Origin of the sequence: Nocardia sp. 852002-20019_SCH5090214 (genome assembly GCF_001665865.1) — a bacterium.
GTDB classification, from domain to species: domain Bacteria; phylum Actinomycetota; class Actinomycetes; order Mycobacteriales; family Mycobacteriaceae; genus Nocardia; species Nocardia nova.
This window is the reverse complement of sequence record NZ_LZMK01000028.1, coordinates 54245-79135: the sequence shown is the minus strand read 5'-3', so window position 1 is coordinate 79135 and position 24891 is coordinate 54245. Positions and strand designations below refer to the sequence as shown.

General features: G+C 69.4%; 19 protein-coding genes. 10 read left to right on the top strand and 9 right to left on the bottom strand.

Going from position 1 to position 24891, the window contains the following annotated elements; translation table 11 throughout:
- Positions 1-37: 37 nt before the first annotated feature.
- The gene (locus A5780_RS03690; RefSeq protein WP_030512928.1) at positions 38-691 is read right to left on the bottom strand and encodes an amino acid-binding protein; all 654 of its coding nucleotides are present in this window, start codon (positions 689-691) and stop codon (positions 38-40) included.
- A 396-nt stretch (positions 692-1087) separates the two neighbouring features.
- Here A5780_RS03690 and gatC point away from each other — a divergent pair, with 396 nt between their 5' ends.
- A complete protein-coding gene (gatC, locus tag A5780_RS03685; protein ID WP_036503944.1) occupies positions 1088-1384 on the top strand; it encodes an Asp-tRNA(Asn)/Glu-tRNA(Gln) amidotransferase subunit GatC in 297 nt (98 codons plus the stop codon).
- Complete coding sequence (gene gatA / locus A5780_RS03680) at positions 1384-2856, top strand: Asp-tRNA(Asn)/Glu-tRNA(Gln) amidotransferase subunit GatA (protein ID WP_064907171.1); 1473 nt, start codon at positions 1384-1386, stop codon at positions 2854-2856. Before gatC ends, gatA begins: the two co-directional genes overlap by 1 nt.
- Before the next feature lie 117 nt (positions 2857-2973).
- Here the strand turns inward: gatA and A5780_RS03675 are convergent, their stop codons facing one another.
- Together A5780_RS03675 and A5780_RS03670 are read right to left on the bottom strand one after the other, a co-directional pair.
- Positions 2974-3423 (bottom strand): MarR family winged helix-turn-helix transcriptional regulator, encoded by a 450-nt coding sequence (locus A5780_RS03675; protein WP_036503940.1) that lies wholly within the window; start codon positions 3421-3423, stop codon positions 2974-2976.
- 129 nt (positions 3424-3552) lie between these two features.
- Positions 3553-4851 carry an alpha/beta-hydrolase family protein gene (locus A5780_RS03670; protein ID WP_231982836.1) on the bottom strand — a complete coding sequence of 433 codons (1299 nt, stop codon included), beginning with the start codon at positions 4849-4851 and terminating at the stop codon, positions 3553-3555.
- Positions 4852-6644: 1793 nt separating this feature from the next.
- Here A5780_RS03670 and A5780_RS03665 point away from each other — a divergent pair.
- Genes A5780_RS03665 through A5780_RS03650 form a run of 4 tightly spaced genes read left to right on the top strand, consistent with a single transcriptional unit; the run spans position 6645 to position 11455 of the window.
- Positions 6645-7892: a sensor histidine kinase gene (locus A5780_RS03665; protein WP_082857434.1), complete on the top strand. Its 1248-nt coding sequence runs from the start codon at positions 6645-6647 to the stop codon at positions 7890-7892.
- Between the two features lie 28 nt (positions 7893-7920).
- A complete protein-coding gene (locus tag A5780_RS03660; protein WP_063018709.1) occupies positions 7921-8871 on the top strand; it encodes an undecaprenyl-diphosphate phosphatase in 951 nt (316 codons plus the stop codon).
- Positions 8872-8878: 7 nt separating this feature from the next.
- Positions 8879-9538 (top strand): response regulator transcription factor, encoded by a 660-nt coding sequence (locus tag A5780_RS03655; protein ID WP_036503935.1) that lies wholly within the window; start codon positions 8879-8881, stop codon positions 9536-9538.
- 51 nt (positions 9539-9589) lie between these two features.
- Positions 9590-11455 (top strand): serine/threonine-protein kinase, encoded by a 1866-nt coding sequence (locus A5780_RS03650; protein ID WP_064907704.1) that lies wholly within the window; start codon positions 9590-9592, stop codon positions 11453-11455.
- Between the two features lie 31 nt (positions 11456-11486).
- Here the strand turns inward: A5780_RS03650 and A5780_RS03645 are convergent, their stop codons facing one another.
- The 6 genes from A5780_RS03645 to A5780_RS03620 all read right to left on the bottom strand — a co-directional run bounded on the left by A5780_RS03645 (position 11487) and on the right by A5780_RS03620 (position 19481).
- The gene (locus A5780_RS03645) at positions 11487-12518 is read right to left on the bottom strand and encodes an ATP-dependent 6-phosphofructokinase (protein WP_030512937.1); all 1032 of its coding nucleotides are present in this window, start codon (positions 12516-12518) and stop codon (positions 11487-11489) included.
- Positions 12519-12674: 156 nt separating this feature from the next.
- Positions 12675-13550 (bottom strand): hypothetical protein, encoded by an 876-nt coding sequence (locus A5780_RS03640; RefSeq protein ID WP_063018705.1) that lies wholly within the window; start codon positions 13548-13550, stop codon positions 12675-12677.
- A gap of 163 nt (positions 13551-13713) precedes the next feature.
- Positions 13714-14634, bottom strand: a complete 921-nt coding sequence (locus A5780_RS03635; RefSeq protein WP_051755103.1) for a hypothetical protein — start codon at positions 14632-14634, stop codon at positions 13714-13716.
- Positions 14624-17236 (bottom strand): protein kinase, encoded by a 2613-nt coding sequence (locus A5780_RS42945; protein WP_369829506.1) that lies wholly within the window; start codon positions 17234-17236, stop codon positions 14624-14626. The genes A5780_RS03635 and A5780_RS42945 overlap by 11 nt, the downstream gene beginning before the upstream one ends.
- Positions 17237-17302: 66 nt before the next feature.
- Positions 17303-17956 carry a response regulator transcription factor gene (locus tag A5780_RS03625; protein WP_063025578.1) on the bottom strand — a complete coding sequence of 218 codons (654 nt, stop codon included), beginning with the start codon at positions 17954-17956 and terminating at the stop codon, positions 17303-17305.
- Between the two features lie 172 nt (positions 17957-18128).
- A complete protein-coding gene (locus tag A5780_RS03620; RefSeq protein ID WP_064907175.1) occupies positions 18129-19481 on the bottom strand; it encodes a sensor histidine kinase in 1353 nt (450 codons plus the stop codon).
- A 183-nt stretch (positions 19482-19664) separates the two neighbouring features.
- On the opposite strand from A5780_RS03620, the gene A5780_RS03615 reads away from it, so the two are divergent.
- From A5780_RS03615 to gatB, 4 genes are all read left to right on the top strand, one after another.
- Positions 19665-19985, top strand: coding sequence for a hypothetical protein (locus A5780_RS03615; protein WP_051755193.1), 321 nt, complete (start codon positions 19665-19667; stop codon positions 19983-19985).
- Positions 19986-20067: 82 nt separating this feature from the next.
- Positions 20068-20790 carry an ABC transporter ATP-binding protein gene (locus A5780_RS03610; RefSeq protein WP_063015142.1) on the top strand — a complete coding sequence of 241 codons (723 nt, stop codon included), beginning with the start codon at positions 20068-20070 and terminating at the stop codon, positions 20788-20790.
- Positions 20787-23279 carry an ABC transporter permease gene (locus tag A5780_RS03605; RefSeq protein WP_064907702.1) on the top strand — a complete coding sequence of 831 codons (2493 nt, stop codon included), beginning with the start codon at positions 20787-20789 and terminating at the stop codon, positions 23277-23279. The genes A5780_RS03610 and A5780_RS03605 overlap by 4 nt, the downstream gene beginning before the upstream one ends.
- Before the next feature lie 93 nt (positions 23280-23372).
- Positions 23373-24890: an Asp-tRNA(Asn)/Glu-tRNA(Gln) amidotransferase subunit GatB gene (gatB, locus tag A5780_RS03600; protein ID WP_369817611.1), complete on the top strand. Its 1518-nt coding sequence runs from the start codon at positions 23373-23375 to the stop codon at positions 24888-24890.
- Position 24891: the final 1 nt, after the last annotated feature.

The following is a 24891-nucleotide window of genomic DNA, read 5'->3' as shown; positions in this document are numbered from 1 at the left end:
GCTGCTCGTCGCCGAAATGTGCTGCGCCGCAAGCGGTTCAGCTCAGCACGGTGGCGATGATGCCCGCCAGATAGCCCAGCCGCGCGATCTCGGACGGACGGAAATCCGGCCCGCCGGGGCGGCCCAGCAGCAGCGCCTTGCCGGTGTTGCCGAGCGGGGCGGCCGCGAGCTTGGTGTCCATGTCCCGCCAGATCTGCGGGACCCAGTCGGCCTCGGGATCGAGGGCGGTCGGCTTCTCGAGCGGCATCCACGGCACACTGCCGGCCTGCGTCTCGGGTGCGCTGGTGCTGCCGACCAGACGCTGGCCGCCGCCGTGCGGGCCCAGATCCATCACGGTGCTCCATCCGACCTGCAGGACGCGCGGGACGCCGTCGACCAGCACTTGCAGCCGGTCGTCGCGGGCGGTGGCGACCTGGTCGATCAGCTCCAGCTCGCGATGGGTGTCGAGAATGCCGGAATACGGACGCAGCGAATCGACCCGCACATCGGCGAGCGATTCCGCCGCGGTGATCAACGTGTCGGGCAGCGCGCCCGACGGAACTTCCACCACCAGATCGTCGATCGCATATCCTGCGCCGCGTTCGACGACATCCAGCGAGAGGATGTCGGCGCCGACGGAGCCCAGCGCTACTGCGAGTGAACCGAGACTTCCTGGGCGATCCGGAAGCTGCACGCGAAGCAGATATGACACGTGCTTGCCTTCCTTTCCTGTGCGACCGAGACTTTCGGACGTATACCCGAGTCTCGCAATACTTACACCCACTGCTTCCGGCAAACGATTCCACGCGGGGGCAGTGAGGTACGCCACATTCATTGTCGGCCGAACCCCCGGTGCCGTGCCAGTGCCGTTCCGATGACGTTGTGATGTCAACCGTGTGTCCGGCGCGCACCGGAACGAACAGCGCAGCCCGACCGTGACCGGATGGCTACAACACGCACCCATTAGGCTGTGTTGTCCGAGCCTAATGGGGAGGCCCTGCGTGGTTACGCATCCGCTGCCGCCTCCGGGCCTCGACCCCATTAGGCTGTCCCATGCGCAGCACACTGCGCCATCGACACGCACCAACCTGCCGAAAGGGGATTCGCGGTGTCCGCCATCTCCCGCGACGAGGTCGCACACCTCGCCCGGTTGTCCCGGCTCGCCCTCACCGACGAAGAGCTCGATCTGTATGCCGGTCAGCTGGATTCGATCCTGAGTCACGTGCAGGTCATCACCGAGGTCGCCGCCGACGTACCGGCCACCGCGTCGCCGAACCCGACCGCGAACGTCACCCGCCCGGATGTGGTCGTTCCCGGGCTCAGCCCGGACGAGGCCTTGTCCGGCGCCCCCGCGGTCGACGAGCAGCGGTTCATGGTTCCGCAGATCCTGGGAGAAGGCGAGTAATGAGCGGCGATCTGACGAAACTGTCCGCGGCCGAGCTGGCGGAGAAGATCCACGGCCGCGAGGTGTCCTCGGTGCAGGTCACCGAGGCGCATCTGCAGCGCATCGCCGAGGTCGACGGTGAGCTCAACGCCTTCCTGCACGTCGCCGGCGAGCAGGCGCTGGTAACCGCCGCCGAGGTCGACGCCGCGATCGCCGCGGGCACCGTGGCCTCGCCGCTGGCGGGAGTTCCGTTGGCGCTCAAGGACGTTTTCACCACCACGGATATGCCGACCACCTGCGCGTCGAAGATTCTCGAGGGCTGGGTGTCGCCCTACGACGCGACCGTGACGGCCAAACTGCGCGCCGCAGGCATCCCGATCCTGGGCAAGACGAACATGGACGAGTTCGCGATGGGTTCCTCCACCGAGAACTCGGCGTACGGCCCGACCCGCAACCCGTGGGACACCAGCCGCATCCCCGGCGGGTCCGGCGGCGGTTCGGCGGCGGCCCTGGCCTCCTATCAGGCGCCGCTGGCGATCGGCACCGACACCGGTGGTTCCATCCGTCAGCCCGCCGCGGTCACCGCGACCGTCGGTACCAAGCCGACCTACGGCACCGTGTCCCGCTACGGCCTGGTCGCTTGCGCGTCGTCGCTGGACCAGGGCGGCCCGTGTGGTCGCACCGTGCTCGACACCGCCTTGCTGCACGAGGTGATCGCCGGTTACGACCCGAAGGATTCGACCTCGCGCGATGTGCCGGTGCCGGCGCTCGTGGAGGCCGCTCGCGCGGGTGCGCGCGGCGATCTGACCGGCGTCAAGGTCGGCGTGGTGAAGGAGCTGCATTCCGACAGCTATCAGCCGGGTGTGCTCGCCTCCTTCGACGCCGCGGTGGCGCAACTGAAGGATCTGGGCGCCGAGGTGGTCGAGGTGTCGTGCCCGCACTTCGAATACGCGCTGGCGTCCTACTACCTGATCCTGCCGAGTGAGGTCTCGTCCAATCTGGCTCGCTTCGATGCCATGCGGTACGGCCTGCGCGTCGGCGACGACGGCGCCCACTCCGCGGAGCAGGTCATGTCGCTCACCCGCGAGGCGGGGTTCGGCCCGGAAGTCAAGCGCCGCATCATGATCGGCACCTACGCGCTCTCGGCCGGATACTACGACGCCTACTACGGTCAGGCGCTGAAGGTGCGCACCCTGATCGCGCAGGACTTCGACAGGGCCTACGAGACCGTCGATGTGCTGGTCTCGCCGACCAGCCCGTTCACGCCGTGGAAGCTGGGGGAGAAGGTGAACGATCCGCTGGCGATGTACCTGTCGGACCTGTGCACCCTCCCGACCAACCTGGCCGGGCACTGCGCGATGTCGGTGCCGTCCGGGCTGTCAGCCGACGACGGCCTGCCCGTGGGCCTGCAGATCATGGCGCCGGCGCTGGCCGACGACCGGCTCTACCGCGTGGGCGCCGCCTACGAGGCCGCGCGCGGCCCGATCGCCTGAGCGCACGCGATCGGCGAGCTCGTTCCGGGGGCCCGGATGCGTGGCGGCGTACCCATCAGGTGACGCCGCCGCGCGGGCCGGACGACAGGCGCGCGTTTCGGATCGTCGATACGCCGATTACGGCCGCGGCCACGGGCGGCCGTCGAGCCGCTCGATATCGGTGTTGAAGCGCTGCAGATAGTCGGCGAAGCGCGCGACGTCGTCGGGAGACCAGCCCTCGAGCACGCGGCCCAGACCTTCGATATTGGCATTGCGTTCGGCGTCGAGGTTCTCCTCGCCCGCCGGTGTGATGCGGAATTTGCGGGCCATTCCGCCCTCGGGATCGGGGATGCGCTCGACGTGTCCGGCGCGCAACAGCGCCGCGGTCTGCCGGTTGAGGGTGGAGGCATCGAGACCGAACGCCTCGCTGAGCTGGCCGATCGACATCGGGCCCTCGATGGCGAGCCGGCTGAGCAGCAGGTAGGCGCTGCGATCGAGACGGGTGCCGTCGCGGCGATAGCGCGGGTGAATGGTGTAGCGGCCGAGCAGCATGGTCTCGAATTCCACCAGATTCGTGGGCTTGTCCATGCCGTCCTTCCGCCGATTTACAGTTCTGACCTGCGAGAACCGGTATAGCACACGGCTGGGGCCGGGCGGGCACGGTGGTCGGCTGGGTGGGAGCCGGCGGCGCGGCCGCCGCGGCTGCCGCACTCGACGTCAGCAGCTCCCGAGGGCGGTGCCCTGGTCGGATCCGTAGCGGTGGCCGTGGCCGGGGCCCGGGGCGAGGGCGGAGAGCAGATCCGCGGTGGTCTGCACCCAGCTCAGTCCCGGCAGCCACATCGGATGGGGTGCGTCGTGGCGGGTTCCGGTGAGATCGGGTGCGCGCCAGAGCAATCGGGGCGACCACTGCACCACGGGATCGGAGGAGTTGGCGAGGACGGTGGCCCCGCCGCGGTGCACGGCCGATGCCGGTGGGCCCGCCCACAGCGCGGCGCAGACCCGCGCGCTTTCGTCCCGGTCGTCGGCGAAGATCGCGCTGCCCGCGGTCGCGCCCAGGCTCTGGCCGTAGACGTAGAGCTTCGGCGGATGGGCCAGGGCGGCCAGGCGTCGTTCGATGCCGGTGAACAGTGCCCGTGCCGAGCGTTCGGCGTCGGCCCGGGCGAACAGGAAGGTCGCCCAGCTGGGAGCCTGCGAATATTGCATGCCGACGAGCGTCGCATCGCCGTCGAACCGTTCGTCCAGGCCGCGAGCGGCATTGGCGTCGAGCCAGCCCGATCCGGTCGGCACCATCATCACGAGGTGGGTGCGGTCGAATCCGCCGGATCGTTCGATCTCCCGAATCGCCAGCGCGACACGGGAATCGAGATCCGGCGCCGAGTCCAGACCGATGTAGACGCGCACCGACCGGCCGCGTTCGGCGACGAATTTGCGCCCCTCCGCTCCGAGCGAGGCCCAGCTCACTTCCGAATCCGGGCTGCCCGAGCGGGTGTAGGAGACCGGTCGCACGACGCCGGGATCCATGGCGGCGTCGGCCGAGGCGAATGCCGACCGCTGCCAATTCACGACTGCCGGAAGCAGGGCGAACTGGCAGGCCAGGACGGTGGCGGTGACCAGTGCCGTCGCCCGCAGTCCTCCCACATACCTTGCCGCCCAGCGCAATCCACGCCCGACGAGCACGATCGGAACGACCACCGCGACGACGCCGATCGCCCAATGCAGCCAGTACCGCACACCGACCGGCGGAAAATCCATGGCCGCCCGCAGCCGGTTCTGCCAGTACCAGGCATGGATCAGCGCGGCCCCGGCCACGGCGCACGATGCGATCACGATCGCACTCCGGAACCGCCTCGTCCGCACGTGCATATCGAACTTCCAGTGCCCCAACACCTTCCGCCCTAGCCCCGCCACACCCAGCGCGATGAGTACCAACAGCGCGGTGAGCAACGCTTGCGCGATCGAGGTGCGTGGAAGTAGGCCCGGCGCCAGCGAGGCGGAAATCCCCGCCGCCGCAGCCACCAGTGTCCCGGTCCGAGGCGTGCCGATGGTGACGAGCCGCCGAATCGTCGCGCCGAGTGCGTGCCGCGCCCGCTCGGACGCACGGGGAGGCAGCGTCGTGGGAGTTGGTTCGCCGAGCGAGGGTGGTGCGAAGCATGTCCGTACGGTGGCATCGGAGTCGGCTGCCGACGAATTGCCCTGCGTGCCAGTTGAATCTGCAGGACGGTGCGAGTGCTTCGGCGTCGATCGGTGATTACTGTTCGTGCCAGTGCCAGTGCCAGTGCCAGTGCCAGTGCCAGTGCCAGTGCCAGTGCCAGTGCCAGTGCCAGTGCCAGAGCCAGAGCCAGAGCCAGAGCCAGAGCCAGAGCCAGTGGCAGAGCCCGTGCCCGGCGTCACCGTCCTTCGTAGGTTGCTCGCCGGTTGGGTGCACGAAACCTCTCGCCCCCCAACCGGCCGCTGGAATGGTGAAAGTTCCAGCGCCGTAACGGACATCCGCGCCCGATCCGGTACCCATCCGCCGGCGCCGCCTCCCGCCGCCGCTGTCACCGGAGTGCCGAGCCACAGGCCGATCCCGTCGACACCCCGCACCGTAACGCTGCGGAGCTGAATAGCCCTGCGCGACAGCCACTCGCGTGCTCCTCGTGCGGCCTGCGACGCCGCTGCACCGATGCGTGCGGCGGGGAGAACGCGCCGGTCACGATCGCCGGCACTCCCACCCCGGCGCCCGCTCCATCCGCGCCCGGCCGGTACACCGCGATTCGAATCCGACCACGGCGACCACCGATTCGCCGGTGCCGCCGTACGTTGCCCTCCCCGTCGCGGCCGGATGGTTCGGCGCACGATGGCGAACAACGCCGCCACCATCAGCAGCACCATGGCGAGCCGGACGAGCACGTGGGCGATCTGCGGTCCGAGCTCCGTTCCGGAAAGCTGCCGGCCGAACAGGTATTCGGGCATCGGCGCGGCATAGTTCTGGCGGCGGGAGTTCAAATCCACCGCCGCGGTGGCGACGGATGCCATCGTGGTGCAGCGAGCGCGGGCGAGCAGATCGCCGCGCGTATCGCAGGCGGCGAACATCCGTATTTCGAGGGCGTTGTCGACGGCTCGGCGGGCCCATGGACCGAGGGGATGGCCGCGATCTGCGGCGTAGCGCAGCAGGTCGTAGCCGAGGTCGTGGGCCTTGCAGGCGGTGTCGAATTCGGTGGGCAACGGAATCGGCGAGGAGCACTCACCGGACGGATCGACCGGCATACCTGCCAGCTGAACCGGCCGATACCCCTGTGTCGCAGCGAAATCCGCGGGCATCACCGCCAGCTCCGGCCGGTCACCGGTCAGCGCCCGCACCGCATCGCGCGCGGCCGCATTCTCCGGCGCGGGTCCGACTTCGGCCGCCCCCGCCCCCGGCGATGACGACACCAGAATCGCGATCACCGCCGCGACGAGGGCGACGAATCCGGCGATCACGCGCAAAGGCCCACGCCGCCAACGCTTTACACCGCACCTGCGCGCCCCGCCCCGACTTGGCATCGCGGCCGACAGCGTACCGTCGTGCCCGCGCCGCGCACATCGGCCGTCGCGTCCCGGCCCGGCGTCGACCACTGTGGTCCCGCCGGCCCCGTCCCCCGACCCATCCGCAATTTCGCTCATGGCGGTCGAAGGTAGGAATCGGGAACCGGCGCGCACCTCACGCTGCGGATCGATTTCGGCACCGCTACCGGGGTGCGCGCGGTCGGCCGTCTCATACCCCGGTAGGGGGCGAGATGTCGATCCCGGGGGTGAGGACGGATCGCCGGGAAATTCCTAGGCTCGTCACCATGAGACGGGCGATACGAGTGGCGCGGCAGGCGCGGGCGGCGGCGCGAACTCCGGGCCGGGCGCGGCTGTGGTTCGACATGGCGACGGTGGTGGTCGTGGGAACGCTGTTCGCGGTCGGCTGGCCGACCCTGCACCTCACCCATCAGGTGCCGGCCGCCGCACAGCCGTTCATCGCCGCGCTGGCGGTCTTTCCGCTGGCGTTGATCCGCGTCAACCCGGCGCTGGGCTGGGCCATCTCGGCCGGTGCGGCATTGCTGATCGCGCTGGCCATCCCGCATCAGCCGGGCAACGATCTGCCGTACCAGGTCGTGCACATTCTGGTGTTGTTCGCGTTGCTGTTCGCGGTGGCGGTGCGGGCGCCCATGCAGATCGTGCTGATCGCGTGGATCGCCTCGTCACTGCTGTTCGCGACCACGATGGCGGGCACCAGCTCGTTCGCGGAGGCGGGTTTCGGCTGGCCGCTGGCGATGACCGGGCTGGTCGGATTCGGTCTGCTGGTGCGCTGGCTGGTGCTGTCGCGGCAGGCGCTGGTGCGGCAGGAGGAACAGAACGAACTGGAACGGGCTCGCCGCGCGATCCTCGAGGAGAAGGCTCGCATCGCGCGCGATCTGCACGACGTGGTCGCCCACCACATGTCGATGGTCGTGGTGCAGGCACAGACCGCGCCCTATCGGGTGCCGGACGTGTCGGACGCGGCCCGTGCGGAGTTCGACTCCATCGGCGCCTCCGCCCGGGAGGCGCTCAACGAGATCCGCAGTATGCTCGGCGTCCTGCGCAGCGACGGTCAGCTGCCCGAACACGCGCCGCAACCGGTCGCCGCGGACGTGGTGTCGGTTCTGGACGGCGTGCGCCGGGCGGGTGTGCGCATCGACTGGACCATCGACGGTCCGCTCGCCGCGGTCCCCGATACCGTCGGCCTCGCGCTGTACCGGATCGTGCAGGAGTCGCTGTCGAACGTCTCGCGGCATGCGCCGGGCGCGGCGGTCACCGTGACGTTGACGGTGGCGGTGCAGGCGGTGGAGGTGCTGGTCGCCAACGATGCCGGGACGGGCGGGGTGCCGGTGGTGAGCTCGGACGGCAGCGGTATCTCCGGAATGCGGGCCCGGGCGGAATCCATCGGCGGCATGCTGGCCGCCGGCCCGCGCTCCGAAGGTGGCTTCCAGGTGTACGCGCGGTTACCGATCCTCGTCGCGGAAGGAACCGTCGAGGCACCCGCCGCGGCTGCCCTGCCGGGCGCGCGGAACTGAGCGCGCGGTCGTGTAAGACTTAGCGGCGATGCTCACCTATTTCCAAGCCATCGTGATCGGCGCGCTGCAGGGCGTCACCGAATTGTTCCCCATCTCGAGCCTGGGCCATTCCGTGCTGGTGCCGGCCTGGTTGGGCGGCAGCTGGGAGAAGCTGGTCACCGAGGGCGACTCCGACAACGGCACCCCGTATCTGGCCTTCGTGGTCGCCTTGCACGTGGCGACCGCGCTCGCACTGCTGGGCTACTACTGGCGGGATTGGCGCGACATCATCATCGGCTTCGTGACCACGCTGCGCACCCGGCGCATCGAGACCTCGTCGCAGCGGCTGGCCTGGCTGATCGTGCTGGCGACCATTCCCGTGGGCGTGCTCGGCCTGCTGCTGGAACATCCGCTGCGCACGTTGTTCGCGACGCCGATCTACGCGAGCATCTTCCTCACCCTCAACGGCGTGGTGCTGATCGTCGGCGAGGGCCTGCGCCGGCGCAACGCGCCGTCGCTGGCCGAATACGGTCGCCGCTTCGCCGCGGACGAGGCCCGCGCCGACGCGCAGGCGCGCGGTGTGGCGCTCCAGGAGGATCTCGAGGTCCCCTCCGACGAGCGGCTGGCGGCGCTGTCGGTCAAGGACGCGCTCGGCATCGGCCTGGCCCAATCCGGTGCGCTGCTGGCCGGATTCAGCCGCTCCGGCCTCACGATGGTCGGCGGTCTGCTGCGCGGACTCGACCACGAGGACACCGCGAAATTCGCCTTCCTGCTCGCCACCCCGGTCATCCTGGCCGCGGGCGTGCTGAAGCTGCCGGAGCTGGCCGGTCCGCAGGCCGCCGGCATCCACGGACAGGCGCTGGTGGGGGCGATCGTCGCCGGCATCGCGGCGTGGCTGGCGGTGCGATTCCTGGAACGGTTCTTCAAGTCCCGCACACTGCTGCCGTTCGCGGTCTACTGCTTGGTCGCGGGGCTGCTGTCGATCATCAGATTCATCTGAGGCGGGTATGCCCATCACCGTATTGATCGCCGACGATCAGGCGATGGTCCGGCAGGGGTTCGGCGCGCTGCTGGCCGCCCAGCCCGATATCAGCGTCATCGGCGATGCGGCCAACGGCGCGATCGCGGTGGCCGAGGCCAAACGGCTGCGACCCGATGTGGTGCTGATGGATGTGCGCATGCCGGAGATGAACGGACTCGAGGCGGCGCGCGCCATTCTGGCCGCCGGATTCGATCCGCCGGTGCGCGTGCTGATGCTGACGACCTTCGATATCGACGACTACGTGTACGAGGCGTTGGGCCTGGGCGCCAGCGGATTCCTGCTCAAGGACGCGCCCGCCGACGAACTGGTCCGCGCGGTGCGGGTGGTCGCCGAGGGACAGGCGCTGCTGGCGCCGACGGTCACCCGCCGCCTGATCGCCGATGTCACCCGTCGCCGCGCGCGCCCGAAACCCGCTCCCGCCCTGAACGCGCTGACCCCGCGTGAACGCGAGGTCCTCGAGCTGATCGCCAAGGGCATGTCCAACACCGAGATCGCCGAGGCACTGTTCGTCGCCGAGCAGACCGTGAAAACCCATGTCTCCAAGGTGTTTTCCAAACTCGATCTGCGTGACCGCGCGCAAGCGGTGGTGATCGCCTACGAATCCGGCCTGGTCACGCCGGGCTGAGCGATCCGGGTAGGATCCCCACCTGGTACGTCGCCGGAAGGGGGAACGTAGGTGTTGAACAACGGTGACGTGTTCGCCGGCTTCACCGTGGAGCGACTGCTCGGTCAGGGAGGGATGGGATCGGTCTATCTCGCGCGGCATCCGCGCCTGCCCCGGCTGACCGCGTTGAAACTGCTGAATCGCGAGCTGTACACCGATGCCGAGATTCGCGCCCGTTTCGAACGCGAGGCCGATCTGTGCGCACAACTCGATCATCCCGGCATCGTCGCCGTCTACGACCGCGGCGTCGAGGACGATCAGCTGTGGATCTGCATGCAGTATGTGGACGGCGTCGACGCCGCGACGGTGAATCCGCTGACGCTGCCGCCCGAGCGCGCGGTGCAGATCATCGAAGGTGTCGCCGACGCATTGGATTACGCACACGGCAACGGTGTGCTGCACCGAGATGTGAAGCCCGCCAACATCTTGCTGGCCCGGGCGGTGAGCGGCAAGGGAGAACGTGTTTTCCTCACCGACTTCGGAATCGCCCGCCTGCGTGAGGATTCCACGCACCTCACCCAGGCCGGCATGTTCACCGCCACCCTCGCCTACGCCTCGCCGGAACAGATGACCGGTGTCGAACTCGACCACCGCTCCGATCAGTATTCGCTGGCCTGTGCCCTGTACTGGCTGCTCACCGGAACCGGGCCGTTCGACTCCGAACATCCCACCGAGGTCATTCGCGGCCACCTGCAACTGCCGGTCCCGCCGGCCAGTGCGCGGCGCGCCGGACTGTCCCCGGCGATGGACGCGGTGATCGCCCGCGCCATGGCCAAGCGAGCCTCCGAAAGATTCAGCAGCTGTACGGAATTCGCGGCCGCGGCGCGAGCGGCGCTGACCGCGCCCGCGGGGGCGCCGCCGGTGAGCGGTGCGGCTCCGACGCTGATCCGTCCCGGCGGGCCGTCGCTCGTGCAGCCGAACTCGGCGCGAGTTTCCGGCGGACCGCATCCTGGTACCCACACGCAGGGATACCCGCCCGCGAACGGTGCAGGCATGCCCGCCGGACCGCACCCCGACACCCATACGCAGGGATATCCGCCGGCGAACGGTGCTCGCGTGCCGACCGTGGTTCCCGTTGGGGGACAGCAATATTCGTCGGCCGCGAATACCGGCGGCCCGGCGAATGCCGCGTCCGCTCGGGTGCCGATGCCGGCCGCGACACACTCTCCCGCAGCACCTCCTCCCGGGATGCCATCGCCCGCAAGGCCCTCTCCCGCAGGGTATTCCGCGCCGCCGCCCGGCTACCCGCCTGCCCCGGGATACCGGCCGCGGCCCCCGAAGCGCTCGGGCGCGATGGTGGCCGCGATCATCGTCGCCGTGCTGGTGGTGGTGGCCGTCGTCGTCGCGATCGTGGTGGTGGTGCTGCAGAAGAACTCGAAGGGCAATGATTTCGCCGCTCTGAAGTCGACGTTCCCGCAGCTGGTGAAGCCCTCGGGTGTGGGAAGCAGCGGCACCGGATACGACGGCCAGTCCTGTTTCCGCGAGACCGACGGCAAAACCCTGCGTACGCCGGGTGACGCCGCCGATCTTCGTTTGGGTTCGTGGACCGCCGCGTGGGACTGCTGGGGAGCGGTGGACAAGCCTGAATACGCGGTCCTGTCCTACGACTCGTCGTCGGATGCGCAGCGCGTGGTCGCGGGGTTGCCCGCCAACCGGAAGGGGGCGGGCGTCACGGGTAGCGACGTGAAATACGACAGCTACATGTGGAAGTCGGCGGACTCCGCGATCCCCAACGAATTCTGGAAAGTCATCGCGTTCCGGGACTCGGCGCGATCGCGATATCTGATCGTCGCACACGGTCAGTACTGGCCCGGTTTGCAGGAGGGCAAGACGTACCAGGAGTTCGATACCTGGTGCAACGACATGCCCATGGCATAGGGCCGCGCCGCCGGCGCGGCGCCGGCCTCCCTCACCCGAAGAACGCGGCGGCCTCCCCATGCCGATCGGTCGGTACCAGCTTGAGCTGTTTGGTGGCCTCCGCCAGCGACACCAGGCCGATCTCGGTGCCGTGCAGCGCCACCATCTGACCGAACTGGCCGGCGTGGACCGCTTCGGCGGCGTGCAGGCCGAAGCGCGTCGCGAGCACCCGGTCGTAGGCCGTCGGCTTGCCGCCACGCTGGACGTGGCCCAGCACCGTGGTGCGGACCTCCTTGCCGATGCGGCGTTCGATCTCCACGCCCAACTGGTGGGCCACCCCGGTGAACCGCTCGTGGCCGTATTCGTCGACCCCGCCCTCGCGCAGATGGAACGAGCCCTCGGCGGGTTTCGCGCCCTCGGCGACCACGCAGATGAAGTGTGAATCACCGCGCTGGAAGCGGCGTTTGATCATGGTGCACACCTCGTCGACGTCGAAGGGCACCTCGGGGACGAGGGTGAGGTGGGCGCCGGAGGCGATGCCGGAATTCATCGCGATCCAGCCGGCGTGGCGGCCCATCACCTCCACCAGCATGACGCGCTGATGCGATTCCGCGGTGGTGTGCAGCCGGTCGATGGCGTCGGTGGCGATGGTGACGGCGGTGTCGTGGCCGAAAGTGGTGTCGGTGCAATCGATGTCGTTGTCGATGGTCTTCGGCACGCCGACCACCGGCACACCTTCGTCGGAGAGCCAGTGGGCGGCGGTGAGGGTGCCCTCCCCGCCGATCGGGATGAGGGCGTCGATGCCGTTGTCGTCGAGGGTGCGTTTGATTCGCCCCAGTCCCTCGAGCAGCACGTCGGGATTGGTGCGGGCGGTGCCGAGCATGGTGCCGCCCTTGGTCAGCAGCCGGTCGGTGCGGTCGTCGTTGTGGATGTGGATCTTGCGATCCTCCAGTAACCCGCGCCAACCGTCCTGGAAGCCGACGATCGCGTCACCGTAGCGGCCGTTCGCAGTGCGAACGACAGCTCGGATGACCGCGTTCAAGCCTGGGCAGTCCCCGCCTCCGGTCAAGACTCCGATGCGCATGCCGCTATCTTGCCGCGCCCGGCCGCGCGGCGCAGCCCCGCCCCCGTTAACCGGCGGTTACAGCAACCGGCTACCACAGGCAGCGGACATTGCGGGCGCGCGGTGAGGTCGTCGCGGGGCCGCGCGGTGGTGTGAATGCGCGGCCGCGCGGTGGCGTCACTGCGCGGGCGCGCAGTGGCCGGCCGGAAGGTCGTCGAGATGTTTCGTGATCAGCCCCGCCATCTTGTTGAGAATCTGGGTGCCGTCGTCGAAGGTGCCCGATGTCGCCTGTGCGGCAAGGGAAATGGCGACATCGCCGTTGGGTGTGGTCAGCAGGCCGAATTGGCGGACCAGGTAGTTGCCGCTCGGATCGGGGCCCCAGCCGCCTTTGAAACGGGTGTTGTCCAAATGTCCGAGGCCCCACTGCTGGCCCCAGACCACCTTGCCCATCAGCGTGGTGACGGTGTCGGCGTCGGGCAGGCAGGGCAGTCGCGATGCCCAGCGCACCTGGTCGGCCAGCGACCAGTCGGCCTGGCCGAACGCCGAGTACTCGGCGCGTGAGCGGGTCGCGGGGACGGTCGTGGTGGTGTCACCCCCTTCACGCAGCACCGCCTGCACCGCCTTGGCCGCCGCATCGGGGGCGCCCAGCGCCTGCCACAGTCCGTCGGCTGCGGAGTTGTCGGACTCGGTGATGGCCGCCGACATCTGATAGGTGCTGGTGTTGCCGTTGGTGCGCAGAACGGCAAGTGTCAGTGGGACTTTCATGGTCGACCAGGAGGGGCCGGTGGTCCAATCGCCCATCTGCGCGGTGCGCTGGCCGCCGACCGCCATGATCGCCATACCGGCGTGCCCGTCCAGACTCGGCCGCAGCGCGGTGAAATCGGCTGCCAGCGAACCCGGCAGCGCGAACATCGTGACGGGGGCGGACGAGGTGCTCGCCCTGGTCGTCGTGGTCGGCATGCTGGTCTCGGAGGCGTTCGAGCAGGCCACCGGGCTCAGTAACAGGCCCGCTCCGAGCAGCGCCGCCGCACAGCGAACAGCGCGAAAAGCCATGGCCCGCTTCGTGCTCGGCCGGAGTGGTGCGTGCACCTGTTCACCTCCACATCATGCGGATGGCCCCGCACGGCACCATCCGTCAGACGAGGAATTGTGTGCGGTCGCGGCCCGCCGGTCAAATGCGCCGACCGTCGACGGCGCATATGAGACGACTGCGCAATCACCGCTCGCATTCTCCGCCGTGCAGTTCGTGCACGTGTTCGGACAGCAGTGCCGACATCCGGTTCATCATTTCGACCGCGTCATCATAGGAGCCCGAATCCGGTTGCGCCGCAAGGGCTACCGCGAGCTGACCGGACCACGTCGGCACCAGTCCGAACTGGCGGACCAGATACGCTCCGGTGTCGTCGTCGGGTCCCCAGCCGCCCTTGTACTCGGCGCCGACGAACGAACCCAGGCCCCAGCTCTGGCTGTCGGTGATCTGCTGCATCAGATCCACCACCCGCGAAGCATTGTGCAGGCACGGCAGCCGGGCGGCGAAGCGCAGCTGATCGACCAGACTCCACTGGGTGGCGCCGAAGACCATGGGGTCGTCGATGGATTGGCGCGCATCCGGATTGTGCCGGTCGGCGACATCGGTGGTGGTGTCGCCGGCCTCGCGCAGCACCGCCTCGACCGCTTCGGCCGCGGGTTCACCGCCACCCAGCGCGATCCAGAGTGCTTGGGCCGCATCGTTGTCCGAGGCGGTGATGGCGGCCTGTGCGACATCGGCCAGCCCGACCGGGTCCCGGCGCAGCGCCGCGAGGGCGAGTGGCACCTTGATCGTCGACCAGGCGACTCCCGTGGTCCAGTCGCCGAGCGTGATCACGCGGTCGCCGCCCACGGCCATCACCGCCAAGCCCATCCGGCCGGGTAACTGCGCGCGCAGGTTGGCGAAGCCGGCCACCAGACCGCTGGGCAGGCTGGGCGTCGAGTCGGGAACGGGCGCCGGACGCACCATGTCGGCGGGCGGCCGGGACAGGCCCGGCTCGGTACTGACCGCGGCACCGTGCGCCGCGCACGCCGAAACGAGAAGTGGGACAACTGCCAAGAACAACCGCCGCCGACCCTGGCGCCCGGTGGGCGTCGGGTCAGTAGACATAGACCACCGCGTTGTCACCGCCCGTACAGGTGACGACCTTGCCCGAACTGGTGCAGGTCATCGGATAGGACCGGCCCGTCACCGGACTCACCGCGATGATCGAGGTGCTGGCCTCGGCGGTGGCCGCACTGGTCGCGCCGTGGGATTCGGCCGCTTGCGCATACGCCTTGCGCACCGCTTCCGCGAAACCGCAGGAGGTCACCGAGGAACCGGTCGCGGTCTTGGCGAACGAACCCTGGGTTGTCGAGGTCTGCGAGCACGGGGTCGCGCCGACCGGAAGATTGGCCGGCGTGCCGGTCGTGGTCGGCGCCGCGGTCGTGGCCGGCGCGGAGCTGGTCGCCGGTTGCTGGGCGGTCACCGCCGGGGCGGCCGGGCCCGCCGCGGTGGCCGGGTGGTCGTTGTTCGACGACGAGCCGAAGACCTGCCAGCCGACCACGCCGATACCCGCCAGGACGGCCGCACCCAGCACACCGAGGACGACCGGAACCGCGACCGATCGCGAGCGCTTCGCGGGGCGCGAATCCTGCGAACCCGTTGCCGCCACGGCGTATTCGTCATCGAAGTACTCGTCGTCGGCATAGCCGTCGTCGTAGCCGTCGTCCTCGTACCGGACGTCCTCCTCGTAGCGAGGGTCGTCGCGGTAGCGCAGATCGTCGTCGTAGCGGGTGTCGTCGTACCGGGCGTCGTCGTAGCCCTCGTCTCCGGCGACATCGAGGAACTGCGTATCGCCCGCTGCCTTCGCGGCGGTGCCGAACTGCGAGACATCGAGGAACCGGGTGTCCTGGTCGCGGGGCGTGCGATCGGTGCCGCCGGTGCGGAACTGCGAGATGTCGATCAGTTCGGTCTTCTCGCCGGGCTGCAGGTCGGCGTCGGAGAGGTCGGCATCGGAGAGGGCGGCGCCGGATCGCGCGTTGGCCTCGGGACGGGTGCTGAACTGCGTCGGGTCGAGCAGTTGGGTGCGGTGTTCGGAACCCGGTGCCGAATCCTGCTCGGCGTCGGAATGTTCGGCGTCGGAGTGGTCGGCGCGGTCGCGAACCTCTTCGCTCCCGGGCACGCCGTACGCGCGGGTCGGTACGGCCGCGGACCGCCGGGCCGGCTCGGCCGCGCGCGGCACGACTGGTTCTGCGACCGGCCGTGCCGATCCTGCCGCGCCCGACGCGGGTGGCTTGCGCATCGGCAGGCTCGGCAAGGTCGTCGGTTTCGGCTCCGCCGCAGGGGTTTCGGCGGTCAGCGTGAAGTGGAACTCGCCCGGTTCGACCAGCGTCGGATCGGCGGGGCGGATGACCGGCAGATCGCCGGACGTATCGCGCTCGTCCTTGCTCGGCGGCGGGATGATGCGCAGCGTGCCCGTGGTCTCGTACGCGCGCGACGTGGCCGCGGGGGCGTCGGTGCCGGCGGCCCGGTCCGCACCGGCCGCGTCGTTCGGAGCCGGGGCGCCTGCCGATGCGGCTGCTGAAACAGGCTGCGCGGCACCGGCATTGGCCGTGTCAGCAGCTGCGCTCGCGGCGGTGTCACCGGCGGCGACGGGGCCGCGTGGCTGGAAGTTTGCCGCAATCGTCGGTCCGTCCGGTCCGAACGGCTGGAACGTCGTCGGTTCCGGCGTGCGGCGGTAGTCGTTGTCCCGCGCCGCCGCCACGTCCACCGGGCTGGGGCCGGAGGGCGTGTCCCCGCCGCGCGGGGTGTTCGCGAGCAATTCCGCGCCGAAGACCTTCGGCGTCCCGGAATCGAACGGCGTCCCCGCGGTACTCGACTCGGCGGGCATCCGTCCGCCCAGTCCCAGCGCGGCGCGCGCGGCGGCTGCGAACTGTCCGGCGGTCTGATACCGGTCCGCCGGCGCCTTCGCCATTGCGCGCGCGATCACCCCGTCGATGGCCTCGGGCACGCCGGCCCGCGCGGCGCTGGCACGCGGGGGCGGTTCCGACAGATGCGACCGGATCAGCACACTGACGCTCTCGGCCGGGAAGGGCGTCGCGCCGGTCAGGCATTCGTGCAGGACGCAGGCCAGCGAATAGATGTCGGCACGGGCGGTCACGGGCCCCGAGTCGAATCGCTCCGGCGCCATATAGGTGTAGGAACCGGCGGCGTGGCTGCCCGTGGTGTGCGGGTTGTCGCCCTCGTCGCGGGCGATGCCGAAATCGGTGAGATACGCGAAATCGGCCGGGGTGACGAGGATGTTGCCGGGCTTGACATCCCGATGGACCAGCCCCGCGGCGTGTGCCGCATCCAGTGCGGCGGCCACTTGCTCGACGATCGCCACCGCGCGGTCGGCATCGAGCTTTCCCTGCCGGCGCAGCAGCGTGCGCAGGTTCTCGCCGCGCACCAGGCGCATATCCAGGAACAGGGAGCCGCCGGTCTCACCCCAGTCGTGAATCGGGATGATGTGCGGTTCGGCCAGCCGGGCCGCCGCCTGCGATTCGCGGCGGAAGCGTTCCTGATACGTCGCGTCTTGCGCGAGCTGTTCGGGCAGGATCTTGAGCGCGACGACGCGATCCCTACCGGTATCGAACGCCTCGTACACCTCGCCCATACCACCGCGACCGAGCAGCGAGCGCACCTCGTACGGGCCGAATCTGGTGCCGACCCGTGACCTCGGCACTTCCACCGGTGAACCTCCAACTCCTGGGCAAGGTGGCCAACCTGCCCGGCGCCGCACCGGGTTGCCTGCCCCTCAGAACGCCGATTCTCCGGGTGCGACCACGCCGTGGTCAAACGCGAAGACGATCGCGGCCGCCCTGTCTCGTAACCCTAGCTTGCCGAAAATGTGTCCGACGTGGCTCTTTACCGTTACTTCGGAGATGCCGAGTTCGCCGGCGATCTCGGAGTTGACCCGCCCGCGGCCGATCAGTTTGAGCACCTCGAGTTCGCGAGCGGTGAGCTCCGCCATGCGGGAGCGAGTGTCGGTGGGGACCGGCCGCGCCGTCCGGTAGGCCGACAGCACCCGGCCGGTGACGGACGGATCGAGCCAGGAGCCGCCCTCGGCCACGGTGCGCACCGCCCGGATCAGATCCTCGGCGGGGGAGTCCTTGAGGATGAAGCCCGCCGCGCCTGCCCGCAGCGCACCGGAGAGCAGATGGTCGTCGTCGAAGGTCGTGAGCACCAGCACCGGCGGCGCGTCCGCGCGGGTCCGCAGTCGCCGGGTCGCGTCGATGCCGCCGACCCGCTTCATCCGCAGATCCATCAGCACCACGTCCGGCCGGTATTCGGCCAAGGCGGCCGGCACCTCGTCACCGTCGCCGCATTCGGTGACCACGAAGCCGTCGCGGCGGCGCAGGATCCGTCGCAGCCCACCGCGCACGAGTTCCTGGTCGTCGACGACGAGCACGGTGGTGGTCGCGGTATCGGTGTCGGTGAGCGGACTCTGACCCGGATTCACGTGCCCTCCTGCGTTCTACGGGACACCCGCACCCGGTCGGCGCGGGTATGTCTCACCGATCCCGGTGCCCTGCGGGACACCCGCACCCGGTCGGACGGGTTGGCGGACGCGCCGGCATGTCTCACCGCTCCTCCTGGCGTTTGCGGGTGAGCGAGGTGATCGCGTCACGCACCTTCGTCAGGGGATCGTCGAGTCCGCTCACCGGGCACACCTCGTCGGGAGCGAGCGGGATGCGGGCGCGCACCTGCCAGTACTCGCCCGATCGGCCGGCCGACAGATTGCCGTTCAGGGTCGCCGTGCGCTGGCGCATGCCGTTGATCCCCATTCCGCGGCCGGTGCGCGGCGCCGGGCCCTGCGGCAGCGTATTGCGCACGCGCACGGTCACTTCGGCGGGGGTCACGGCGATATCGAGGGACGCTTGCGCACCCGGCGCGTGCTTGGCGATATTCGACAGCGATTCCTGACTGATCCGGTACAGCGCCAGACCCGTCGACGCGGACACCGCCGCGGTGTCGCCGGTGAGGTGGTAGGTCACCGACAGCCCGGCGCCGACGAAATCGGCGACCAGGTCGGCGATGTCCTCGAGACCCGGTTCGGGGGTCATCGCGGACGGGCGCTGATCGAGCAGGCCGACGGTGTGCCGGATATCGGCCATCGCCTGGCGGCCGAGGCGTTCGGCATCGCCGAGTGCGTCGATGGCCTCGTCGACATCGCGATCGGTCTCCAGTGCGTGCCGGGCCGCGGTCAGGTGCAGCAGCGTGACGCTCAGGGAGTGGGCGATCACGTCGTGGACCTCGCGGGCGATCCGGCGGCGTTCGTCGTCGGCCGCCTGCGCGGAGCGAATCGCCTGATTCTCGCGCTCCTGATCGAGTGACTGCCGCTGGAATTGCAACATCAGGCCGACCATCCAGCCCAGCACGATCGCGACCACGTACACCTGCACCAGTTCGGCGGAGCCCAGGGCGTAGAAGACGACGATCTCCGCGACGGCGGCGATCATCCAGAACAGGCTGACCCGTTTCGGCGCGATCGCCCCGATCATCCCGACCATCACGGTCAACACCAGCGGAGAACAATCGGGTGAGACCGGCTGCAGCAGGAACAGCGCCTGGGCGGTGAGCGCGGACAGGCCGAACACGGCCGGTTTCGGCGGCAGGTCGAACAAGAACAGCAGCGGATAGCAGGCGAACAACAGCGCCACCGCGAGGAAGGGCACCCCGGTCGAGAAGTACTGGCTGCGCAGCGCCGCGGCCGCGACCGCCGCCACCACGACCGCGATATCCGCGGTGACGACCACCGAGACGGGATAGCCGTAGGACATCTCCTCGACCCGCCGCCGCAGCGTACCGGCCGGATCGTGCACGAGGTCCAGGAGACGACGCGCGACCCGCCCCAGTGCCAGGCGGGTCCGGCCCGGGCGCCGCGGCGCGCGCGACAATACCTCCGCACGGTCGTCTGCGCTGGTCAGGTCCATAACAGTCAGGCTAGTCGCCGACGGGTGGTCGCTGCATCGTTCCCGGAAAGGGCCCGCGCTCCTACCGTGGTAGGACCCGAAGTCTCGTCTGCGGCACGACGTATCCGCCGGGCGGCGTCCGTAGCGTGAGTCGCACAGTGTCCGGCGAAAGGCCCGGACACCCGGCCCGAGGAGATGGGTGCGATGACTTGGCAAGACCAGCACGCTCGTACCGACATCCTGCACGAGGTGCTCGCCCGCGCGGCCGTCGATCCGGCCACCCCGGGACTGTTCTACGACCTGCCCGACTGTGATCGGCTCTTCGGCGGACCCGCCGGAGTGCTTGCCGCCCTGCGGTATCGGTGGGACAACCATCTGCACGCCAAACTCGACCAGGCCCAGCTGCAGGGCCAGTCGCCGGGCGAGGCCTACCTGGAACTGGCCGCGGAACAACCCGTACTGCGTGCCGTACTCGACGCGCACGAGGTCCGGCATTGGCATCGCGAGCCGGCCCTGGCACGCTGAGCGACGATCCGACCCGGTTGCGGCGCAGTCGAACCCGCGCCGTCACCGCAACCGACAGCAGAAAGAGGGTGGGACGACCGCCATGTTGGAATTGACCGACGTCGTCAAGGAATACCGGGTGGGTGAACAGCGGGTTCGCGCTCTCGACACCATCAGTCTGCGCATCGAGGCGGGGGAATTCACCTCGATCATCGGCCCGTCCGGATCCGGTAAGAGCACCCTGCTGCATCTGCTCGGCGCATTGGATTCACCGGATTCGGGTTCCATCACCTTCCAGGGCGACGAGATCGGCTCCCTCGACGACAACCGGCAATCCGAGTTCCGCCGCCACCGCGTGGGTTTCGTCTTCCAGTTCTTCAACCTGCTGCCGACGCTCTCGGCGTGGGAGAACGTCGCGGTGCCGAAACTGCTGGACGGCACCGGATTGCGCAAGGCCAAGCCGCGGGCGCTGGAACTGCTCGACCGCGTGGGCCTGTCCGATCGCGCCGAGCATCGCCCCGCGGAACTGTCCGGCGGTCAGATGCAGCGGGTGGCCGTCGCTCGCGCGCTGATCATGGATCCGCCGCTGATCCTGGCCGACGAGCCCACCGGCAATCTGGATTCCAAGACCGGCGCCGCCATTCTGGAACTGCTCGGCGACATCTGCGGCGCGGGCAATTCGGTGGTGATGGTCACCCACGACATGGGCGCCGTCGAATACTGCGATCGCGTGATCACGCTGCGGGACGGGCGAATCGGTTCCAACGAGCTGGTGTCCGCGCGCCGCGGCGAGGTTCGCGACGGCGACGAGGTGGTGCGCGCGTGATCACAGCCGGCTGGGATCGGTTGCGGCTGTTCAACATCGGAGAGCTGTTCACTCACAAGGGCCGCACCGCCATGTCGATGGCGGTCATGGGGGTATCGGCGGGGCTGCTGGTGGCGGTGCTCAGCATCTCCGGTTCGGTGACCGGCTCGGTGGACCGGCTGACCTCGGCGCTGGGCGGTAAGGCGCAACTCGAGATCTCCGGCGTCACCGAGAGCGGATTCGGGCAGGACCTGGTGCCGCAGGTGCGCGCGGTCCCCGGAGTCGAGGCCGCGGTGCCGATGATCCGCACCGGGGTCGGCAACCCTGCCGACCGCACGCTGCTCATCGGCGCCGACGCGTCGGTATCGGCGCTCGGCAGCGATCTGAACGGGGCGCTGAGCGGGCAGGCGGCGAAACTGCTGTCGGTGCCGGGTGGAGTCCTCGTCGGCGCGGGGCTGGGCCGGCACGAGGGCGAGACCTTCACGCTGGGCAACCAGCAGGTGACCGTGGCCGGAGTGCTCGACGACGCCACCTCACACAAACTCAACAGCGGGCACATCGTCATCGCCACCCTGCCTGTCGCCCAGCAACTCGCCGGCCGGGCGGGCATGGTCGATTCCGTCCAGATCGTGCCGAAGCCGGGAACCGATGTGGGGCAACTGCGTTCGGCGCTGACCGCACTGGTGAACGGCCGTGCCGTCGTGGCCGATCCGAGCCTGCGCACCGCGCAGGCGAGCGGCGCGATCCAGCTCGTGCGCTTCTCCACCACGATGGCCTCGGCCGCGGCGCTGATCGTTTCGGGCTTCCTGATCTACAACGCGATGAGTATGGCGGTGGCCCAACGCCGCCCGACGCTGTCGCTGCTGCGCGCGATCGGCGGGCGGCGGCGTCCGATGGTGCGTGATCTGGTCGTGGAGGCGGCCGTCATCGGATTGATCGGCGGCGCGATCGGTTCGGTGGTCGGGATCTTCGCCGGGCGCATGTCGATCGACACGATTCCCTCGGCCATGGTGGCGGCGGTGGATACCCGCACCGAATACATGGTGCCCGGCTACGCGATTCCGTTCGCGATCGCGGCCTGCGTGCTGGCCAGCGTCGCCGCCGCGTCGATCGCCGCCCGCCAGGTCTACAAGGTTCAGCCCATCGAGGCGCTGGCGCCGGTGGGGGTGTCGAAGGCCGATTCGGTCGGGCCGTGGTTGCGCTGGGGTGCGCTGGTGGGTGGCCTGGCCATGGTCGGCGGCGCCATCGTCATCGCGCGCGCCGATCTGGGCCGGGCCTCGCTCGCCGCGATCTCGCTGTCCATCGCGGGCGCGGTCGGCCTGTGTTTCGCCGCGATGGGGCCGATCGTGCGCCTGGCGGCCGGGGTCGCCCGGATCTTCGGCGCGCCCGGAGCCCTGGGAGCCACCACCATCGAACGAGCTCCGCGACGCGTGTGGGCCACGGCGATGACGGTGATGATCGGCGTCACCGCGACCGTCGCGATGGGCGGGGCGTCGAGCAATCTGGTCGATTCGGCCACGGACTCGTTCTCCGATCTGGGTCGCCGCGACGCCTACATCAGCCCCACCTCGCTGGCCGAATTCCCCACGGGGCCGATCCTTCCGCCGGATCTGAAGGAAACCGTGCGCCGGGTTCCCGGCGTCGCCGACGTGGGGTCGGCGCAGATGGCCTTCGCCACCGTCGGCAGCGATCGGGTGATGCTGCAGGCCTATCAGCCCAATATCCGGTCGTCGGTCCTCGCCGATCTGGGACCCGATGTGTCGCAACGGATGTCGACCGGCGAGGGCGTCGTGCTCTCGCGCGACGTGGCGCGCTCGCTGGATGTCGGCGAGGGCGCGCAGCTCGAGCTGCCCACGCCGACGGGCGTCCATTCCGTGCGGGTCCTGCGGGTGATCCCGTACTTCTCGGCGCTGTCGGGCATCGTGCTCATGGATCTGGACGTCCTGCGGCAGTGGTACGACCGCCCGGGAGAGACGATCCTCGGCGTCAACTTCGCGCCCGGCGTCGACAAAGCCCAGGTGATCGACGCGATCCGCGCGGTGGTGCCGCCCGCCCTGCACGTGGACACCGGCGCTCAGGCGCTCGCGGCGGTATCTCGAGGGGTGCAGCAGGGTACGTCGCTGTCCGGTTCGATTCTGTGGATCGTGGTGCTGGTTTCGACCGCGGCGCTGCTGAATACGCTGATGCTGTCGGTCCTGGAACGCCGCCGCGAACTCGGCGTGCTGCGCGCCATGGGCACCAGCCGCCGATTCCTGTTGCGCACGGTGCTGACCGAGGCCGCGGGTATCGGATTGGCCGGTGCCGCATTGGGTTTGGTGACCGGCGCGGCCGTGCAGTATCTGGCCACCGTGGCGATGGGTCACGCGATGACCATCGACGTGGTGTACCGCCCGAGCCCGATGCTGCTGGTCTACGCCGTCGCCGCGCTGGTCCTGGCCCTGCTCGGCTCGATTCCGCCGTCGCTGCGCGCGGCCCGCATGCCGATCGTCGAGGCCATCGCCGTCGACTGATCGTGTCAGGAGGGGAAGTCCCACGCGGCCGGGCGCGTGGGACTGCTCCGATTCCGGGTCGGCGCAGCGTCGTCGGCACCCTTACATAAACTGATGGACATGACTGCACCCACGGTGGACTTGATGGACTATGCCGACGTCATCGACCGGTACGAGCCGGTGCTGGGCATGGAGGTGCACGTCGAACTGGGCACCGAAACCAAGATGTTCTGCGGGTGCCCGACGGCCTTCGGTGCCGAGCCGAACACCCAGGTCTGCCCGGTCTGTCTCGGTCTGCCGGGTTCGCTGCCGGTGGTCAACCAGCAGGCCGTCGAGTCGGCGATCCGCATCGGCCTGGCGCTGAACTGCTCGATCACGCCGTGGGGCCGGTTCGCGCGCAAGAACTACTTCTACCCGGATCAGCCGAAGAACTACCAGATCAGTCAGTACGACGAGCCGATCGCCACCGACGGCTACCTGGATGTGGTGCTCGACGACGGCTCGGTCTTCCGGGTCGACATCGAACGTGCCCACATGGAGGAGGACACCGGTAAGTCCCTGCACGTGGGCGGCGCCACCGGCCGTATCCACGGCGCGAGTCATTCGCTGCTCGACTACAACCGGGCCGGCGTGCCGCTGATCGAGATCGTCACCAAGCCGATCACCGGCGCCGGTGAACGCGCCCCCGAGGTGGCCCGCGCCTACGTCACCGCACTGCGCGATCTGCTGAAGGCGCTCGACGTCTCCGACGTCAAGATGGAGCAGGGTTCGCTGCGCTGCGACGCCAACGTGTCGCTGATGGCCAAGGGCGCCGAGGTATTCGGCACGCGCACCGAGACCAAGAACGTGAACTCGCTGCGTAGCGTCGAGGTCGCGGTGCGCTACGAGATGCGCCGCCAGGGCGCGGTGCTCAGCTCCGGCGGCACCGTGATCCAGGAGACCCGCCACTTCCACGAGGGCGACGGCTCCACCTCCCCGGGCCGCGTCAAGGAAACCGCCGAGGATTACCGCTACTTCCCGGAGCCGGACCTCGAGCCGATCGCGCCGGACGCCGACTGGGTCGAGAAGTTGCGCGGCACCATCCCCGAATACCCGTGGCTGCGCCGCGCCCGCATCCAGGCCGAATGGGGTCTGTCCGACGAGGTGTTCCGCGATCTGATCAACGCCGGTGCGCTGGATCTGATCATCGCCACCGTCGACGCGGGCACCACGGTCGACGCCGCCCGCGCCTGGTGGGTCAACTACCTCACCGAGCAGGCCAAGGAGCGCGAGGTGGCGCTCGAGGATCTGCCGATCACGCCGAAGCAGGTCGCCGAGGTGGTCGCGCTGGTCGACGCCAAGACCATCAACTCCAAGGTGGCCCGCCAGGTCGTCGACTTCGTGCTGGCCGGTGAGGGCGATCCGGGACAGATCGTCGAGGCCAAAGGGCTGGGCATGGTGTCCGACGACTCCGCCCTCCAGACCGAGGTCGACAAGGCCCTGGCCGCCAACCCGGACATCGCCGACAAGATCCGCTCCGGCAAGGTCCAGGCCGCCGGCAAGATCGTCGGCGACGTCATGAAGGCCACCCGGGGCCAGGCCGACGCCGCCCGCGTCCGCGAACTGGTGCTCGCCGCCTGCGGCGCTGCCTGAG

Excerpts from the sequence above, each read along its gene's own strand:
- gatA (WP_064907171.1), top strand. The coding sequence starts at position 1,384 with ATGAGCGGCGATCTGACGAAACTGTCCGCGGCCGAGCTGGCGGAGAAG.
- A5780_RS03675 (WP_036503940.1), bottom strand. The coding sequence starts at position 3,423 with ATGGACAAGCCCACGAATCTGGTGGAATTCGAGACCATGCTGCTCGGC.
- A5780_RS03665 (WP_082857434.1), top strand. The coding sequence starts at position 6,645 with ATGAGACGGGCGATACGAGTGGCGCGGCAGGCGCGGGCGGCGGCGCGA.
- A5780_RS03660 (WP_063018709.1), top strand. The coding sequence starts at position 7,921 with ATGCTCACCTATTTCCAAGCCATCGTGATCGGCGCGCTGCAGGGCGTC.
- A5780_RS03655 (WP_036503935.1), top strand. The coding sequence starts at position 8,879 with ATGCCCATCACCGTATTGATCGCCGACGATCAGGCGATGGTCCGGCAG.
- A5780_RS03645 (WP_030512937.1), bottom strand. The coding sequence starts at position 12,518 with ATGCGCATCGGAGTCTTGACCGGAGGCGGGGACTGCCCAGGCTTGAAC.
- A5780_RS03640 (WP_063018705.1), bottom strand. The coding sequence starts at position 13,550 with ATGGCTTTTCGCGCTGTTCGCTGTGCGGCGGCGCTGCTCGGAGCGGGC.
- A5780_RS03635 (WP_051755103.1), bottom strand. The coding sequence starts at position 14,634 with ATGTCTACTGACCCGACGCCCACCGGGCGCCAGGGTCGGCGGCGGTTG.
- A5780_RS03620 (WP_064907175.1), bottom strand. The coding sequence starts at position 19,481 with ATGGACCTGACCAGCGCAGACGACCGTGCGGAGGTATTGTCGCGCGCG.
- A5780_RS03615 (WP_051755193.1), top strand. The coding sequence starts at position 19,665 with ATGACTTGGCAAGACCAGCACGCTCGTACCGACATCCTGCACGAGGTG.
- A5780_RS03610 (WP_063015142.1), top strand. The coding sequence starts at position 20,068 with ATGTTGGAATTGACCGACGTCGTCAAGGAATACCGGGTGGGTGAACAG.
- gatB (WP_369817611.1), top strand. The coding sequence starts at position 23,373 with ATGGACATGACTGCACCCACGGTGGACTTGATGGACTATGCCGACGTC.